This is a genomic window from Pseudomonas luteola NBRC 103146 (assembly GCF_002091675.1).
GTDB classification, from domain to species: Bacteria; Pseudomonadota; Gammaproteobacteria; order Pseudomonadales; family Pseudomonadaceae; genus Chryseomonas; species Chryseomonas luteola.
Map to the genome: position 1 here is coordinate 160,882 of NZ_BDAE01000001.1, position 16,403 is coordinate 177,284.

The 16,403-nt window shown below is 55.8% G+C and carries 13 protein-coding genes and 1 pseudogene; 7 read left to right on the forward strand and 7 right to left on the reverse strand.

Annotation, left to right across the window (positions count from 1 at the left end; all coding sequences use genetic code 11):
- Positions 1 to 19: 19 nt before the first annotated feature.
- From PLU01S_RS00790 to PLU01S_RS00795, 3 genes and pseudogenes are all read right to left on the reverse strand, one after another.
- Positions 20 to 1,078, reverse strand: coding sequence for a methyl-accepting chemotaxis protein (locus tag PLU01S_RS00790; protein WP_425326525.1), 1,059 nt, complete (start codon positions 1,076 to 1,078; stop codon positions 20 to 22).
- Between the two features lie 24 nt (positions 1,079 to 1,102).
- A pseudogene (locus tag PLU01S_RS26490) lies at positions 1,103 to 1,645 on the reverse strand (MCP four helix bundle domain-containing protein); the annotation flags it as partial.
- A 103-nt stretch (positions 1,646 to 1,748) separates the two neighbouring features.
- Positions 1,749 to 2,690, reverse strand: coding sequence for a choline sulfate utilization transcriptional regulator (locus tag PLU01S_RS00795; RefSeq protein WP_425326523.1), 942 nt, complete (start codon positions 2,688 to 2,690; stop codon positions 1,749 to 1,751).
- A gap of 112 nt (positions 2,691 to 2,802) precedes the next feature.
- Between PLU01S_RS00795 and betC the strand changes: the two genes are divergently transcribed.
- Positions 2,803 to 4,314: a choline-sulfatase gene (betC, locus tag PLU01S_RS00800; protein WP_074821021.1), complete on the forward strand. Its 1,512-nt coding sequence runs from the start codon at positions 2,803 to 2,805 to the stop codon at positions 4,312 to 4,314.
- 68 nt (positions 4,315 to 4,382) lie between these two features.
- Entirely contained in the window at positions 4,383 to 5,303 is a 921-nt protein-coding gene (locus tag PLU01S_RS00805) for a choline ABC transporter substrate-binding protein (RefSeq protein ID WP_074821024.1), read from the forward strand.
- A 478-nt stretch (positions 5,304 to 5,781) separates the two neighbouring features.
- Here the strand turns inward: PLU01S_RS00805 and PLU01S_RS00810 are convergent, their stop codons facing one another.
- Positions 5,782 to 6,426 (reverse strand): HAD family hydrolase, encoded by a 645-nt coding sequence (locus PLU01S_RS00810; protein WP_074821028.1) that lies wholly within the window; start codon positions 6,424 to 6,426, stop codon positions 5,782 to 5,784.
- Positions 6,427 to 6,523: 97 nt separating this feature from the next.
- On the opposite strand from PLU01S_RS00810, the gene PLU01S_RS00815 reads away from it, so the two are divergent.
- Together PLU01S_RS00815 and PLU01S_RS25300 are read left to right on the forward strand one after the other, a co-directional pair.
- Positions 6,524 to 7,282: an SDR family oxidoreductase gene (locus tag PLU01S_RS00815; RefSeq protein ID WP_074821035.1), complete on the forward strand. Its 759-nt coding sequence runs from the start codon at positions 6,524 to 6,526 to the stop codon at positions 7,280 to 7,282.
- Positions 7,283 to 7,372: 90 nt separating this feature from the next.
- Complete coding sequence (locus tag PLU01S_RS25300; protein ID WP_139208654.1) at positions 7,373 to 7,993, forward strand: hypothetical protein; 621 nt, start codon at positions 7,373 to 7,375, stop codon at positions 7,991 to 7,993.
- A 970-nt stretch (positions 7,994 to 8,963) separates the two neighbouring features.
- Here PLU01S_RS25300 and PLU01S_RS00820 read toward each other — a convergent pair.
- Both PLU01S_RS00820 and PLU01S_RS00825 read right to left on the reverse strand, forming a co-directional pair.
- Positions 8,964 to 10,331, reverse strand: coding sequence for a glutamine synthetase family protein (locus PLU01S_RS00820; RefSeq protein WP_074821038.1), 1,368 nt, complete (start codon positions 10,329 to 10,331; stop codon positions 8,964 to 8,966).
- 23 nt (positions 10,332 to 10,354) lie between these two features.
- Positions 10,355 to 11,746, reverse strand: a complete 1,392-nt coding sequence (locus tag PLU01S_RS00825; protein ID WP_074821039.1) for an aspartate aminotransferase family protein — start codon at positions 11,744 to 11,746, stop codon at positions 10,355 to 10,357.
- Positions 11,747 to 11,919: 173 nt separating this feature from the next.
- Here PLU01S_RS00825 and PLU01S_RS00830 point away from each other — a divergent pair, with 173 nt between their 5' ends.
- Together PLU01S_RS00830 and phoA are read left to right on the forward strand one after the other, a co-directional pair.
- Complete coding sequence (locus PLU01S_RS00830) at positions 11,920 to 12,543, forward strand: glutathione S-transferase family protein (RefSeq protein WP_074821042.1); 624 nt, start codon at positions 11,920 to 11,922, stop codon at positions 12,541 to 12,543.
- A gap of 191 nt (positions 12,544 to 12,734) precedes the next feature.
- On the forward strand, positions 12,735 to 14,204 hold the full coding sequence (gene phoA, locus PLU01S_RS00835; protein ID WP_312196602.1) for an alkaline phosphatase: 1,470 nt from the start codon (positions 12,735 to 12,737) through the stop codon (positions 14,202 to 14,204).
- 124 nt (positions 14,205 to 14,328) lie between these two features.
- On the opposite strand, the gene PLU01S_RS00840 is transcribed toward phoA, so the two are convergent.
- Positions 14,329 to 14,811 carry a GNAT family N-acetyltransferase gene (locus PLU01S_RS00840; RefSeq protein ID WP_074821043.1) on the reverse strand — a complete coding sequence of 161 codons (483 nt, stop codon included), beginning with the start codon at positions 14,809 to 14,811 and terminating at the stop codon, positions 14,329 to 14,331.
- Between the two features lie 218 nt (positions 14,812 to 15,029).
- Between PLU01S_RS00840 and PLU01S_RS00845 the strand changes: the two genes are divergently transcribed.
- Complete coding sequence (locus PLU01S_RS00845; RefSeq protein ID WP_074821048.1) at positions 15,030 to 16,400, forward strand: aspartate aminotransferase family protein; 1,371 nt, start codon at positions 15,030 to 15,032, stop codon at positions 16,398 to 16,400.
- Positions 16,401 to 16,403: the final 3 nt, after the last annotated feature.

Genomic DNA, 16,403 nt, shown 5'->3' on the forward strand with positions numbered 1-16,403 from the left:
TTTTTCGTAGGCGTCAGCGTTAGATCTCGAAGCGTTTCACCAGACCGTTCAGGTCCACCGCCAGGCGAGACAGTTCCGCACTGGCAGCATTGCATTGGGCTGCGCCGGTTGCGGACTGGGAGGCCAGGTCACGGATGTTGACGAGGTTACGGTCTACTTCACGAGACACCTGCGCCTGCTCTTCCGACGCGCTGGCAATCACGATGTTGCGCTCGTTGATCTCGGCAATGAGCTGGGTGATTTCTTCAAGCGCCGCACCGGCAGACTGGGCAATCGCCAACGTGTTTTGCGCTTGGCTGGCGCTGCTCTGCATGGATGTTACGGCTTCCTGCGTACCGCCCTGGATGGCGCTGATCATCTGTTCGATTTCACGGGTAGACTCCTGGGTGCGGTGGGCCAGGGCACGCACCTCATCCGCGACCACGGCGAAACCGCGCCCCGCTTCACCGGCCCGTGCTGCCTCGATGGCCGCGTTCAGGGCCAGCAGATTGGTCTGCTCGGCAATGGCCCGAATTACATCCAGCACCTTGCCAATATCGTGGGCCTGTTCGGCCAGTCCGCTGACCAATGTGGACGTCTTGTCCACCTCGCCGGCCATGTGCTCAATGGCTGTAACTGTGTTGTCGACCTTGGTGCGGCCTTCGTGAGCGGCCTGCGCCGAGCGCTTAGACGATTCGGAGGTGGACACGGCGTTACGGGCTACTTCCTCGACAGCGGTGCTCATCTGGGTCACGGCAGTTGCAGCCTGCTCAATCTCGTGGTTCTGCTGGGTCAGGTTCATGGATGAGCTTTCCGTAACCAGATTCAGCTCTTCTGCCGCAGAGGCCAGTTGTGTGGAGGACGAAGAGATCTGTTCGATCGCATCGCGCAGGTTACCTTGCATGACGGCGAGGGATTCGAGCAGCTGCCCTACTTCATCCTTGCCATCTACCAGAACCGGCACGCTCAGGTTGCCGGATGCTACGGCGCGCGCACTGCTCACAGCCTGGCCCAGCGGACGTACGATGCTGCGACTCATGACCCAGGCCAGCAATACGGTGATTGCAAACGCCAGGGCGATGGCAAGGCTGACGCCCAGCTTGCCGGCGTTATAAGCTGCCTCCGCCTTGTCGGCGGCCTTGCCGGATTCGTCTGCGCTGAGCGCTGCCAGCTTCTTGAGCTGGGTAGCCATCTGGTTGGCGTATTCGTTCAGACTCTTGTTGAGTATGGCCGAGGCTGATTGCATGTCGCCCGCCAGCGCCAAGCGTGTCACTTCAGCCTGATCGGTAAAATACTTGTCCTGCCACTGCTTGAAGTGAGCGTAAGCCTCTTTTTCAGCGTCCAGTACCAGGAGCGTTTCATAGCGGGCCTGAGTATCGCGAAGACTCGCCTTGATATCGTTTGCCTTCTGGCTATCTTCCTGGCGACGCTGCGCCGTATCCGCGGTAAACAGGCGCAAGGTAAAGACACGGATACGCATCATGTCCATGTTGATCTCGCCCAGCGCATTGATAGCCGGCAACCAATGCGTATCAACCTGCCGTGATTGCTCACGCATGTTGTTCATCTGGCTCATTGAAAACAGGCCGAGCCCTAGAACGATAAGCGCCATCAGGCCAAAGCCTGCGGCCAGGCGGGGAGCGATTTTCAGAGTGCGTAACGCCATGAGTTCATCCTCAAGAACAAGTAGGCAAAAAGCCTTTGCTTGTCCTATCGGTCCAGGCGCTATTAGCTTGATAGGCTTTTTACATATCGCAATACAGTGTTTTTCATATGCTGAGGCAAAAGCGGTCTAGCACAAGGGTTTCGCCGTTGATCTCATTATGCAGCCATCCGACGAACTGCTCGACCAACCTGCCCCGCCGCTTCCGCTCGGGAATCAGCGCGTGATAGCCATAGGCAGACGTAGCGCACTCGGCAATCGGGCGACATAGCAAACCTTGCTCGACCAGATTGTCCACCAGATGGCGCCAGCCAATCGCAACGCCCTGGCCGGCGATAGCGGCTTGAATGACGAGGGTGTAGTTATCAAAGCTCAACACCGCCGGAATAGGCGGTGCTTGAATATCCAACGCCTGGAAGAGCCCTTTCCAGTCGAACCATTTGCTCGACAGCTCCGGCTTCAAATGCAGCATGGGCAGGCTGGCCAGCGTCTGCTTGGGGAGCGGCAGTGTCATACCCTGAACCAGGCGCGGACTACAGACCGGGAAAACCTCTTCTCGAAACAAGGCCAGCGACTCACCATGCTTGAAGCGACCATCGCCAAAGGTCAGGGCAATATCGATATTTTGCAGATTTAGCCCAGGCATGCGATCGCTGGTGACAAGGCTGACGTCCAGCTCCGGGTGCAGTGCATGAAAGCGGGGCAGGCGAGGCATCAGCCAATAGGCGGCGAAGGCGAAATCGGTCGCTACGTTCAATACTTCATGAGGTGCTCGTCGCGTGATGGCTGCAATGCCTGTGTCGATGCTGTCCAGTCCTGCTTGCACGTGTTCCAGAAGCAACGCCCCAGCGGCCGTCAGGGTAATGCCTCTATACACACGGTCGAACAGGCGTACCGCCAGCTGTCCTTCCAGCCGTTTGATCTGCTGGCTGATGGCCGGCTGCGTCATGCCCAACTCGGCTGCCGCTGCGGTAAAGCTCAGGTGCCGGGCAGCCGCTTCGAAGATACGCAGGCAGTCTAGCGACAGCGGCTCATCCATCAGTGCCATAAGGCCTCCTTATCCAGCACATGCATTCTCATGTGGTTTACCCATCAACCTTGCAGGATTGATCATGGGCTCACGCACTATCGCATAACTTTCCAGCATAGGACGCGCCGCAATGAAGCAACCCAATATCCTTTTCATCATGGCGGACCAGATGGCTGCGCCGCTGCTGCCGCTCCACCGTGCCGACTCGCCCATCAAGGTTCCCAATCTTGAGCGTCTGGCACAGCAGGCCGTGGTGTTCGATTCGGCATACTGCAACAGCCCGTTGTGTGCGCCCTCTCGCTTTGTTCTGATGAGTGGGCAATTGCCTTCCAGAATCGGGGCCTACGACAACGCCGCTGACTTTCCTGCGGACGTTCCGACCTATGCCCATTACCTGCGCCGCCTGGGCTATCGCACTGCCCTCTCCGGCAAGATGCATTTCTGCGGACCGGACCAGCTCCACGGTTTCGAGGAGCGTCTGACCAGCGACATCTACCCTGCCGATTATGGCTGGGCGGTGAACTGGGACGAGCCGGATGTGCGTGCAAGCTGGTATCACAACATGTCATCCGTGCTGCAGGCCGGGCCTTCCATCCGCACCAATCAGCTGGACTTCGATGAGGAAGTGGTCTTCAAGGCCAGGCAATACCTCTACGACCATGTCCGTCGGGGGGATGACCAGCCCTTCTGCCTGACTGTCTCCATGACCCACCCGCATGACCCCTACACGATTACCAAGAAATTCTGGGATCTATATGAGGAAACGGACATCGAGTTGCCACAGGTAACGCTGTCCCAGGATGAACAGGACCCTCACAGCCAGCGTCTGCTCAAGGTCATCGACCTGTGGGACAAGCCGTTACCGGAGCAAAAGATTCGGGATGCGCGCCGCGCCTACTACGGGGCATGCAGTTATGTGGATGCCAATATCGGCAAGCTGCTCAAGACTCTGGAAGAGTGCGGACTTACAGAGGATACGATCATTGTCTTCTCGGGTGATCATGGCGACATGCTGGGCGAGCGCGGCCTCTGGTACAAGATGCACTGGTTCGAGATGTCTGCCCGTGTACCCCTGCTCATCCACGCCCCCAAACAGTTTGCTGCGCGGCACGTCAGTGCATCGGTTTCCACCATGGACCTCCTGCCGACCCTCGTGGAGCTGGCTGGAGGCTCTGTGCAGGACGGCCTGCCTTTGGATGGTCGATCACTGCTGCCGCACCTGGAAAACCGTGAGGGACACGATGAAGTGATCGGCGAATACATGGCCGAAGGTACTCATAGCCCGCTGATGATGATTCGGCGTGGCCGCTACAAGTTCATCTACTCCGAGCAGGACCCGCTGCTTCTATTCGATCTCGCCAATGATCCCCAGGAGCTGGAGAACCTTGCAACCAGCAGTGAATACCAGAGCGTGTTGGATACCTTTGTACAGGAGGCCCGTACCCGATGGTCCATACCCCATATCCACGCCGATGTGCTGGCCAGCCAGCGGCGTCGCCGCTTTGTCGCCGAGGCGCTGAATAAGGGCATGCGCACGGCGTGGGACCACCAGCCGTTCGTGGATGCGAGCCAGCAATACATGCGCAACCACATCGACCTGGATGATCTGGAGCGCCGTGCCCGTTATCCACAGCCGCTGTAATCAACCCTTGCTCGAAGGATGCTGACGGGCCACTGTAGACCCGATAACACACGCTGAAGGACGCACGCATGAAACCAATACCCACGCTCTTGATGGTTGGCGCCGCCCTGTTTGGTACGCAGGTTCACGCTGAAGATGCCGCTTGCGGCACTGTTCGTATGGCTGATCCGGGTTGGAGCGATATATCCACTACCAATGCCGTTGCCGGCTTTCTGCTCGAATCGCTGGGCTACCAGAGCACGGTCGACACGCTTTCCGTCCCCATCGTGTTTGGCGGCTTGAAGGATGGCAAGATCGACGCCTTCCTGGGCAACTGGATGCCTGCGCAGCAAGGGTATTACGATCAATTCGTTAAAAGCGGCCAAGTGACCGATCTCAAGGAAAACCTGAACGGGACCGAATTCACCCTGGCCGTACCCAAGTATGTCTGGGACGCCGGTGTGAAAGACTTTAGCGATCTGGCCAAGCATGCTGGCAAGTTCAACAAGAAGGTCTACGGCATCGGCTCGGGTGCCCCGGGTAACCAGTCGATCCAGAAGATGATCGACGGTAACGAGTTCGATCTGGGCGGCTGGCAACTGGTGGAATCGAGCGAGCAGGCCATGCTGGCGCAGGTAGGCCGCTCTGTGAAGCGCAACCAGTGGGTGGTCTTCCTGGGCTGGACGCCCCACCCCATGAACATCAATTACGAGATGAAGTACCTCACCGGCGGTGAGAAATACTTTGGCGAGGCGGGCACGGTTCATACGCTGACACGTAAAGGGTATGCCGAGCAGTGCCCGAACGTAGGCAAGCTGCTCTCCAACCTTGCGTTCACGCTGGATATGGAAAACGCCATCATGAACGACGTGGTGGAGAAAAAGATCAGTTATGCCGACTCTGTACAGAACTGGCTCAAGGCTAATCCACAGGCCATTGAGCCCTGGCTGCAGGGTGTGAAAACCAAGGACGGCAACGACGGTCTGGACGCGGTCAAGGCAAAGTTGTAGAACATGATTGCGTAGGGAAAACGGGATGTATCACTAACCCGTTTTCCTGCGGCTACAGGCTGAACCCGCCTCTATCGATAGCCATATTCACCAGGCTGTCACAACACGGCGATAGCCTTTATCGCACCGTGTGCAGCGGGCAAAAAATGTCCCTTATCGGCTACACTCCCCTTATTTCCTGTATTCCATGAGCTTATGAAACGTCATACGTCAGACATCTTATGAGTTAAAAGGCTATGCAAAATCACCAGATAAATAGTCATACCTATTGCTAACGAAGTGGGGCTGTTATGAGTAACTTCACTGGGTCATGTAGCGAGCTTTAGAGCGCGCTACACATGATCTCGCGGCCTACAGTGGAGGGAATATCGGCGGTTAAGGAGCATATTGAGCGAAGCGATTTTGCTGCTTTTCTCTGCATTCAGTGGGCATGAGTGTTTTGATGATGGGTATCGCGCAGCTCAACCCATCCTGCTCATCACACCAGCGCTTCTTTCAACGCCTCCAGTGTCTCAAAAACAAACCGCGGCCCTTCCGCTTCCAGCTCTGCACGGCCTCCATAACCGTAGCTCACACCGGCTGCATCTACACCGTTGCGTCGAGCACCTATGAGGTCGTGTTTGCGGTCTCCAATCATCAGGCAGGTCTCGGGCTGCAGCTTTTCCGTCTCCAGCACATGTTTGATCAGCTCGCCCTTATCCGTACGCGTGCCATCCAGCTCGCTGCCATAAATGGCCTTGAAATACCCCGTCAGCTCAAAGTGGCGCGCGATTTCATTAGCAAACACCCAAGGCTTGGACGTCACCACATACAGGCTGTACCCCGTCTCCTTGAGCGCTGCCAACGTCTCGCGGATGCCTGGGTACGGCGTGTTTTCATACAGGCCCTTCTCTTTAAAGCGCACCCGATAGTGCTCTACGGCTTGCCAGGCCTGGGCATCGTCGAATCCATAAGACGCCATAAAGGCGCTGTGCAGCGGCGGGCCGATAAAATGAGTAAGCGTGTCTGGATCGGGCTCATTGATACCCATCTGAGCCAGTGCATATTGGATGGACAGTGTGATGCCGAGCTTGGGATCGGTCAGTGTGCCGTCCAGATCGAACAGGAGATTGGCATAAGGCATAAAGTCTTCTCATCAAGGCTGTGGATAACAGAGCCTACCCTAACCGCGCGGGCTGGTTTAGGCTCAGACCTCCCCTAATAAAAAGAAGGATTCATGCATGAACGCAGCCGGTAAAGTCGCGCTTGTCACCGGGGCCTCCCAAGGGATCGGCAAGGCCGTTGCCCAGGCGCTATTGAATGATGGGTATCGCGTCGTCATCGCTGCCCGCCGCGAAGCGCCGTTGCAGGCGTTTATGGAAGAAGCCAAGGCTGCAGGTCAGCAAGCCCTGGCCGTTGTGTGCGATGTGACGGACGAGCAAAGCGTAGACGCCCTGTTCGAGCGCATTAAGGCAACTTATGGCCGGCTCGACGTCCTATTCAACAATGCGGGTATCGGTGCCCAGGCCGTACCTATTGATGAGCTGGACGTCAGTGCCTGGCGTGCTACGGTCGATACCAACCTGACCGGCGTCTTTCTGTGCAGCCGCGCCGCCTTCCGCCTCATGCGCCACCAGACACCCCGCGGCGGTCGGATTATCAATAATGGCTCCATCTCCGCCCATGCCCCACGGCCTTTCAGCGTAGCCTATACCGCGACCAAACATGCCATTACCGGCCTGACCAAATCCCTCTCCCTCGACGGCCGCGCCTATGACATCGCGTGCAGCCAGATCGACATCGGCAACGCCGCCACCGAAATGACCGAGCGCATGAGCACAGGCATCTTGCAAGCCAACGGCGAAAAAGCCATCGAGCCACGCATGGATGTGCAGCACGTGGCGGACGCGGTGCGTTATATGGCCGGTTTGCCGCTGGAGGCGAATGTGCAATTCATGACAGTCATGGCGACAAAGATGCCGTATATAGGTCGGGGATAAACATAGCGGTTGTCTTCGATTAATTAAGAAAAGCTGTATAAGAAGCTTAACTGACCCTGAAAGCTAATTTTATTTAAAGGGGAGTTTGCGATGTTAGGTAGATTTAGTCGTTATATGAGGTCGCAGCTAAGTTGTTTTAGAAAAGAATCATTATGGTCTGCGCGTGATATAAATGAAGGAGTGCTGATTATATTTTGCTGGGCCGTTCCTGCTTTTTTAATAGTTTGTCTTGTGGAGTATTTTCATGATTATCTTCCTGCTAATTACTTGAAAGCGGCTGCTTTAGAGGGAATAGGCCCTCATTTGTGGAATGTAATTGGGGTCATATCTTTTGTTTTTGTTGGCTTCGCAATTTTGTTGCCTCGATCAAAGTTTATTGCAAGGTGTGCTTATCATCTTTTGGTAAATACTTATGCGATTGGGGGACTTTCACTTGGTTTATTGACTGGACAATTGCTGATATATTCAGATCCAGTGGTTGGGAGTGTTGATTTATGGAAGGCTTGGATTGTAAGCACAGGATTAATACTATTAGTTGCACTAGCCTTTTTACTTAACTTCTCTTTTTGGTATCTTGGGGTTTTAATGAATTCACAAGGAAAAAGTGGTGGTTTTCTTCACTGTATGGAAAGTGTGGATTTATGGATAAGATTATTTGCATTTATATTTTTATCTATTTTATCCACTGTTTTTTTGTTTATGGAAACTTAGAGCCGTATTTTTAAGCTAGGCAAGCTGTGGCTGGAAGAATTTTAGCTTCAAAAAACAATTTACTAACGAACCTAAGGCTGAGTAGGCAGCTGTAAAAATACTAACTCTTGTAGCTGCGATACGGTCCGTTTTGGAATGTAGATTTTTCATACCTTTTTGATCAATCTCTACTGCTCTTGGTATATTTTAGTTTGTTTTATATCTTCTCCAATTTTTCTAAGTTTCTATAAGAAACAAGCCCATCCAACAATAAATTTTACTTAGCTTCTAGCTCGAATACAGAGTGATTATAAATCTAGTTCCTATATCTATGATTTGCAGCCATTAGCACTTATGAAGCCGGAAGTTTTGAGAGGTCGTATTGAGGAAATATTTTGCGAATGAAGGTAATGATCTGAATTAGCTATTAGTTAAACTTGTTTGATGTAGAAACTATTAAGTCACTTAATTTCTTTGTTCGGCGATTTCTTTTCTGCTTCACATAGTCTCGTGCCTTATTTAAAAGCCCGTGCTATAAGTTAATGGGTTCTTAATCTTTGCCTGCATAAGGATTTTCTGCTTATATAAATAGCCAAATTTAATTTGTAGTGCTGCATGTCTGAGGTCTTCTAGGTTTTCAATAGGTGTTCAAATTCCATAAAAGCTGAATTATTTATTCTGCGAATAGAAATTTACTTTTTATATAGAATTAAGCTGGGTGATTTTATCATCCCCATGCGCTTAACCTATATAATAGGTAGTTCCTCATAGAAGCAGCTCAGTATTTTTTAAAGTTGTGTAGTTGTTACAAGATTTATATTTTTAAGCAAGACCATATGCGCCTCAGAAAAGGATGGTCATTTTAAGTGCGATACATTGTGGCCATTCTAAAAGCTGAATTGAGCGCATAGCCTGCTTATGCTAACTACACAAGAATGCATGTTCTTTTTTTGACTTGCCTATTTGAAAATTGTTGCCTCACTTAGTCATATCAAGCATGCGTCAAATACCACCGCCAATCCTGCTCCCCTACCTCCCCCATGAACTGGCGGTACTCGGCCCATTTAATGGCGAGATAGACCTTCAAGAACTCCTCACCCAAAGCCTCCCGGGCCCAGGTTGAAGTTTCCAGACTACGCAGCGCCGTGAGCCAATCGGTGGGTAGGGTTTCGCAGGCTTGTTGGTAGCCGTTGCCGGTGACGGGCTCGCCGGGATCGATTTCTTCACGAATCCCTTTATGAATACCGGAAAGAATCGCGGCGGCAGCAAGGTACGGGTTGGCGTCGGCGCCGCAGATGCGGTGCTCGATGTGGCGGCTGTGCGCCGGGCCGCCAGGAACACGGAAAGACACGGTGCGGTTGTTTACACCCCAGCTCTTGGCCAGCGGGGCGTAGCTGTTGGCCTGGAAACGACGGAACGAGTTGGCGTTGGGGCAGAAGATCGCCAAGGCGTCATTCAGCGTCGCCATCATGCCGCCAATACTGTGGCGCAGTAACGGCGTACCGTGTGGGTCTTCGCTGGCCATAAGGTTGTTACCGTTGGCATCGGCCAGGCTCACGTGCAAATGCAGGCCGCTGCCCGCCAGATCACCAAAGGGTTTGGCCATAAAGCAGGCCTGCAAGCCGTGCCGGTTGGCTACGCCACGGACCAGCCGCTTGTAACGTACGCCCTCATCTACCGCCTGCAGCGCATCGAAGCGGTGCTCCAGGGTCAGTTCAATCTGGGATGGAGCGTATTCGGAGATGGCTGTGCGTACCGGCAGCCCTTGCACCTGGCAGGCGGCGTACAGGTCATCCAGGAACGGCTGTAGCTGCTCCAGCTCATACACTCCGTACACCTGCGGAGCCTGTGGGCGGATGCCATTCATTTGCACGGCAGGCTGTGGGCGGCCCTGGGCGTCGCGCTGCTTGTCCAACAGATAGAACTCAAGCTCCACCGCCATGACCGGGTGATAACCGTCCGCCTTGAGTCGATCCACGGCGCGCACCAGCACATGCCGAGGGTCTGCCGGAGCGGCAGGCAGGCCCTTCTCCGGGTGCATGCTGACCTGCACCTGCCCGGTGGGCACGGTGCGCCAGGGTTGCAGCGTCAGGCTGCCGGGCAGTGGATATGTCCAACAGTCGGCATCCGCCACGTCCCAGACGAGCCCGGTCTCGTCAACGTCCTCCCCCTGGATGGTCAGCGCCAGGATAGAGCTGGGCAGCGGGCGACCATTTTCATAAATGGCCAGCAGTTCGTCGCGATGCAGGAGCTTGCCGCGTGGGACACCGTTGGCGTCGATCAATATCAGCTCAATGCTGCGCACGTCAGGGTGCTGGGCAAGAAAATCGCGGGCTTCCTGGGGATCGGCAAAGGTCATGATCAGGGCTCTTGTTGTTAGGGTTATTCGCGGGCGTTGGGCAGGGCCAGCAGATCGATCAGGGCATTATCCAGCGTGGCGATGAGACGATCCACGTCTGCCTCGGTGGTGTCGGGGCAGCACAACGTCATGTTGTGAAACGGCGTGATCAGGATGCCGCGATTGATCAGATACAGGTGCAGCGCCATCTGTAATTCATCATGAAAGGCTGCCTCGGCTTCGGCACCCGTCTTGGGCGGGGTTGGGCAGAACTGAAACTCGCACCGTGCGCCCAGCTCGGTCACAGACCACTTCAAGCCATGTCCGGCGATCAATCGGCGGAAGCCATCAGCGAGGCGCTTGGCTAGCGGCAGCATGTGGGCATAGGCAGCGGGTGTCATCACCTGTTCCAGGTTGGCGCGCATGCAGTGCATGGCCAGGGCGTTGGCGGAAAGTGTGGTGCCCATGCCGCTGTGGCCGTGTCCGTGGCTATGTGCCTGCGCCTGTTCTCGCGCTGTGTGCATGCGTTCGGCCATTTCCGCACTGCAACCAAACACGCCGCAGGGTACGCCGCCAGCGATGGGTTTGCCCATCACAAAAAAGTCTGGCTCAAGGTTCCACAGGCGGGTGCAGCCGCCAATGTCAGTAGAAATGGTATGGGTCTCGTCGATGATCAGCAGCGCGCCATACTGGCGGGTCAGCTGCCGACACTGTTGTAGAAAGCCCGCCTCTGGTAGGACCATGCCAATATTGGTCATGGCGGGCTCGCATAACAGCGCGCAGACATCCCCTTCAGCCAGGGCCGCCTCCAAGGCTGCCACATCGTTGAAGGAAATGGCGCGGCTGTATTCGGTCAGGTCATACGCTTGGCCAATCAGGCCGGAACGAGGCACCGTCCGACCGTTGCGGTGGCGCACCATCACATCGTCTACCGTGCCGTGGTAACAGCCATCGAATACCAGAAGCGTCTTGCGTCCGGTTACGGCACGCGCCCAGCGCAGCACGTAGCGATTAGCATCGGTTGCCGTGGCGGTGACCTGCCAATACGGCAAGCCGAAGCGTTCGGCCAGCAACTCGCCGCACACGACCGCATCCTCGCCCGGCAACATGGTGGTAAGGCCGTTGGACGCCTGTTCGGCCAATGCCTTGGCAATGGGGTCCGGTGAGTGACCAAACATGGTGCCGGTATCGCCCAGGCAGAAGTCGATGTATTCATGGCCGTCCACGTCGTAGAAACGTGCGCCCTTGGCCTGCTCGACGAACAGGGGCACCGGCGTGGACCAGTCGGCCATCCAGTGCATGGGAACGCCTCCGTAAAGCGACTTTCGGGCGCGTTCGGCCAGTGCCACGGAGTTCGGATTGTTGGCGAGAAAACGCTCGCGCTCTTGAGCGGTAAAGGTTTCTACAGCAGATGGGTGGATGCCACTGGCGGTCATGCAGATCACCTCGCTTGGACGTCTCCTCATGCTATGAGTAACCGCGTAAAACGCAAGGTGTTGGCAAGAGGCCGTTTTCTATTAGAGGGGCCTTACAACGTGTTCATGTCCCGGACATTGTAAGATGACGGTTTTGCTGCCGTGCGGCCTGACTCCTGTATGAGGTTACAGCCTTGATTCTCTACGATCTGGAACGATCCGGTAATTGCTACAAGATCCGTCTGCTGCTGTCTGTGCTGGAGTTGAACTATCAACGGGTCAAGGTCGATCTCAATGCTGGCGAAAACCGGCAGCCGGAGTTTCTGGCCATCAACCCCCGGGGGCAGATTCCGGTTCTGGTGGATGACAGCGTAACGCTCTGGGACTCCACATCGATCCTGGTGTATCTGGCTCGCCAGTATGGTCGTGGCTTGTGGCTGCCTACCGATCCCGTGACCATGGCCAAGGTGATGCAGTGGCTGGCCTTCGAACAGAACGAAGGTCGCTATGGACTAGGCCGTGCCCGGTCGATCAGTCTTAACAACACGTCGGTCTTTGCGCGTACCGGCAACCTGACGGATTGTCAGGCCTTGGGTCTGGCTGGACTAGACGTTCTGGAGAAACAGCTGACTGGCGAAGAGTGGCTGGTGCCGGAAGCCGGCGGCCCGACGATTGCCGATATCGCCTGCTACCCATACACCGCCATGGCGCCGGAAGGCGGCATTGACCTTGCCCCCTTTGTAGCCGTTCAGAAATGGCTGCGTCGTGTGCAGGCGTTGAAGGGTTATGTAGAGCTGCCAACGGCCGCTCCGGCATGATGTATAGGTTGGATTGAGACGCCTTAGATTGATACCCAGCAGCCCGCTTGGGTATCAATCGGCTCAATGCAGATCGGACCGTAGCAGGCTTTTTGCCACTGATTTCTGTCATGAAAAGGTCATCTGAGCACGGCACTTTTGGCAGGCCTTGAAACAATCAAGCGCTTGGATCACTGTCAAAAGGATATTCAATGAAGACGATGCCCGCCCGTTGGTCTCAAACGGCCGCACTGTCCACCTCTCTGGTTGCCTCTGCACTGCTCACCGCCTGCGCCACGCATACCACTCCTCCCGCTTCCACTGACACCAACAAGGCCGCTCCGGCCAGCTTTTATGCTCGGGGTGCGGCTGGCGACCTCGCCCAGCATGGTGGTGCCCGTCGATTGGACGGCGACCTGACACAAGCCTTGAAAGCAACGCTTTCCGATCGGCCTGCCAAGAACGTAATCCTGCTGATTGGCGATGGCATGGGTGATTCGGAGATCACGATCGCGCGCAATTACGCTGAAGGTGCAGGCGGCTATTTCAAAGGCATTGATGCCCTGCCGGTCACGGGCCAGTACACCCACTATTCACTGGATCGCAAGACGGGCAAGCCTGACTATGTAACCGACTCAGCGGCGTCTGGTAGCGCCTGGGCAACCGGCACCAAGACATATAACGGTGCCATCAGTGTCGACATCAAAGGACAACCACAAAAGACATTACTGGAGTTGGCGAAAACAGCCGGGAAGGCGACTGGAAACGTCTCCACCGCTGAAATCCAGGACGCAACGCCTGCTGTGTTGGTCGCCCATGTAACCGGACGTAAATGCTACGGTCCGGTTGCCACCAGTAAGCAGTGCCCTACCAATGCGCTGGAAAATGGCGGTGAAGGTTCGATTACCGAACAGCTTTTGAACACACGCCCTGATGTTACGCTCGGCGGCGGCGCAGCGAGCTTCGCCGAAACGGCCCGTGCCGGACAGTGGCGGGGCCAGACGCTCTTGCAGCAGGCCCAAGTACGCGGTTATCGCGTAGTGAATGACCTTGATTCGCTTAAATCAATTTCTCAGGCCAACCAGCAACAGCCGCTGCTCGGGCTCTTTTCCTCTGGCAACATGCCGGTACGCTGGATGGGACCAAAAGCCAGTTACCATGGGAACATTGATCAGCCAGCCGTTACGTGTCGCGTTAACTCCGAGCGGACGGCCAGCATGCCAACGTTGGCAGACATGACACAAAAGGCCATTGAGCTACTTAATCAGAACGACAAGGGCTTTTTCCTGCAGGTAGAAGGGGCCTCCATCGACAAAGCTGATCATGCGGCTAATCCCTGCGGCCAGATCGGTGAGACCGTAGACCTCGACGAGGCGGTGCAAAAGGCGCTGGCTTTTGCCAAGGCTGACGGTAATACGCTGGTTATTGTGACGGCGGATCATGCCCACTCCAGCCAGATCGTCTATCCCGATGTGAAAGCGCCCGGCCTGACCCAAGCCCTGAACACGCGTGACGGTGCAGTCATGACGGTCAGCTACGGCAACTCTGAAGAAAGCGACCAAGGCCATACCGGCGCGCAGCTACGGATTGCTGCTTACGGTCCTGGCGCCGCCAACGTGTCCGGTCTGACTGATCAGACGGATCTTTTCTTTACCATCCGCAATGCCCTGCAATTGCCCTGACAAAGGCTACTGTGTAGCGCTACTCAATGGAGCATGCTTCGTTAGGTAGCGCTACGCTTTACCCAACCTACAATTCAGAATGGCAGGCATGTGTCATGCGGCGATACCTAACGGTACGATTTGATCAAAGCGCGCGGAACATCACGTAGCAGTCCACCAGCCCCTGGGTGCGGTGACGGTAGGCCTTGGGCAGCGTGCCGACGACCTCAAAACCATGCTTTTTCCACAGGGCAACCGCCACCTGATTGGTGGAGACCACCGAGTTGAACTGCATTGCGAGAAAGCCCAGCTCGCGCCCCATATCCAGTGAATGGGCGCACAAGGCACTGGCGACTCCCTGCCCGCGTGCGGCTTCGGCAGTCATGTAGCCGCAGTTGCACACATGGCTGCCCGGCCCGGCGGCATTGGGCTTGATGTAATAGGTACCCAGAATCTGCCCGTCCCGCTCAGCGACAAAGGTGGCCTTGGGTAGCTCGACCCAGAGCTTCCAGGCGGCGTCACGGTCCATGGCCGGATCAAGCGCATAGGTTTCCTGGCTTTGGACGACTGCCTGGATGATCGGCCAGACCTGATCAAAGTCAGCGGCGGTAATGGGACGAATATTCATAAGAGTACTCCTGCGTTCGTTCTGGCTTTGATAATGCCAGCTCACGCCTGAAAACGTTACGTTTGTCGCTTCGCGAAACGTTCTGTTTCATCTCCACACTTTGCACACAATCCCTCGACAGGCCAGCAAGGTTGCCTTTGCACAATGCAGGGCAGTTGTCATCGCGCGTCTGCTGTAGACCACGGTGATCCTCACCCAATCGCAGTCTGGAGCAATCCATGAACAACGAAGCCTTGCTGGCTGACGAAGCCAAATACTGTTCTTTTGGCGACACCGTCCACTACGTTAATCCGCCCAAGATTTTTACTGGCTGCGAAGGCAGCTACATGTATGACGCCGAGGGTACGCCCTACCTCGACCTGCAGATGTGGTACTCGGCCGTCAACTTCGGCTACAAGAACCCGCGTCTCGACGCCGTGATGCGCAAGCAGCTGGACGTCCTGCCCCAGGTTGCCAGCCAGTATCTACACCCGACCAAGATCGAGCTGGCCAAGACCATCGCTCAGGACGCCGAGCGCAAGTTTGGTTTGCCGGGCCGCGTGCATTTCAACGTTGGCGGTTCGCAGTCCGTTGAGGATTCGCTCAAGATCGTCCGTAACGCTACCGGCGGCAAGAGCCTGATGTTTGCCTTCGAAGGTGGCTACCATGGCCGTACGCTGGGCGCATCGAGCATTACCTCCAGCTACCGCTACCGTCGCCGTTACGGCCACTTTGGCGAGCGCGCCAACTTCGTGCCGTTCCCTTATCCCTTCCGCCGCCCGAAAGGCATGACGGCCGAAGAGTACGGCGAGCACCTGGTGAAGGACTTTGCCCGTAAGTTCGAGAACGAATACCACGCGGTATGGGACCCCAAGGCGAAGGAGTCGGAATATGCGGCCTTCTACGTCGAGGCTATCCAGGGCACCGGCGGCTATATCGTTCCACCGAAAAACTACTATACCGGCCTGAAAAAGGTCTTGGACGATCACGGCATCCTGCTGGTGGTCGACGAGATCCAGATGGGCTTCTACCGTACCGGCAAGCTGTGGTCGATCGAGCATTTTGGCGTGAAGCCGGACATCATCGTCTTCGGCAAGGCGCTCACCAACGGCATGAACCCGCTGGGCGGTGTGTGGGTCCGTGAAGAGCTGATCAACCCCGATGTATTCCCGCCGGGTTCCACGCACTCCACCTTCGCGTCCAACCCGCTGGGTACGGCGCTGGGCCTCGAAACCCTGCGCATGACCTCGGAAGTAGACTACGAAAAGCATGTGATGGACCGTGGTGCGTACTTCCTGGAAGGCCTGAAGGACCTCCAGAAGCGTCACAAGGAAATCGGTGATGTCGACGGTCTGGGGCTGGCCCTGCGCGCCGAGATCTGCACCGAGGACGGCTTTACCCCGAACCGCGAGCTGTTGGACAAGATGGTGGACATCGGTCTGGCTGGCGATCTCGAATACAAGGGTAAGAAGACCGGTCTGGTGCTGGACGTGGGCGGCTACTACAAGAACGTCATCACGTTTGCACCGTCGCTGGAAATCTCCTTCGCCGAGATCGATCAGGCGATGGTACTGCTTGACCAGTTGATCACTCGCGCCAAGCAGGCCTGACGC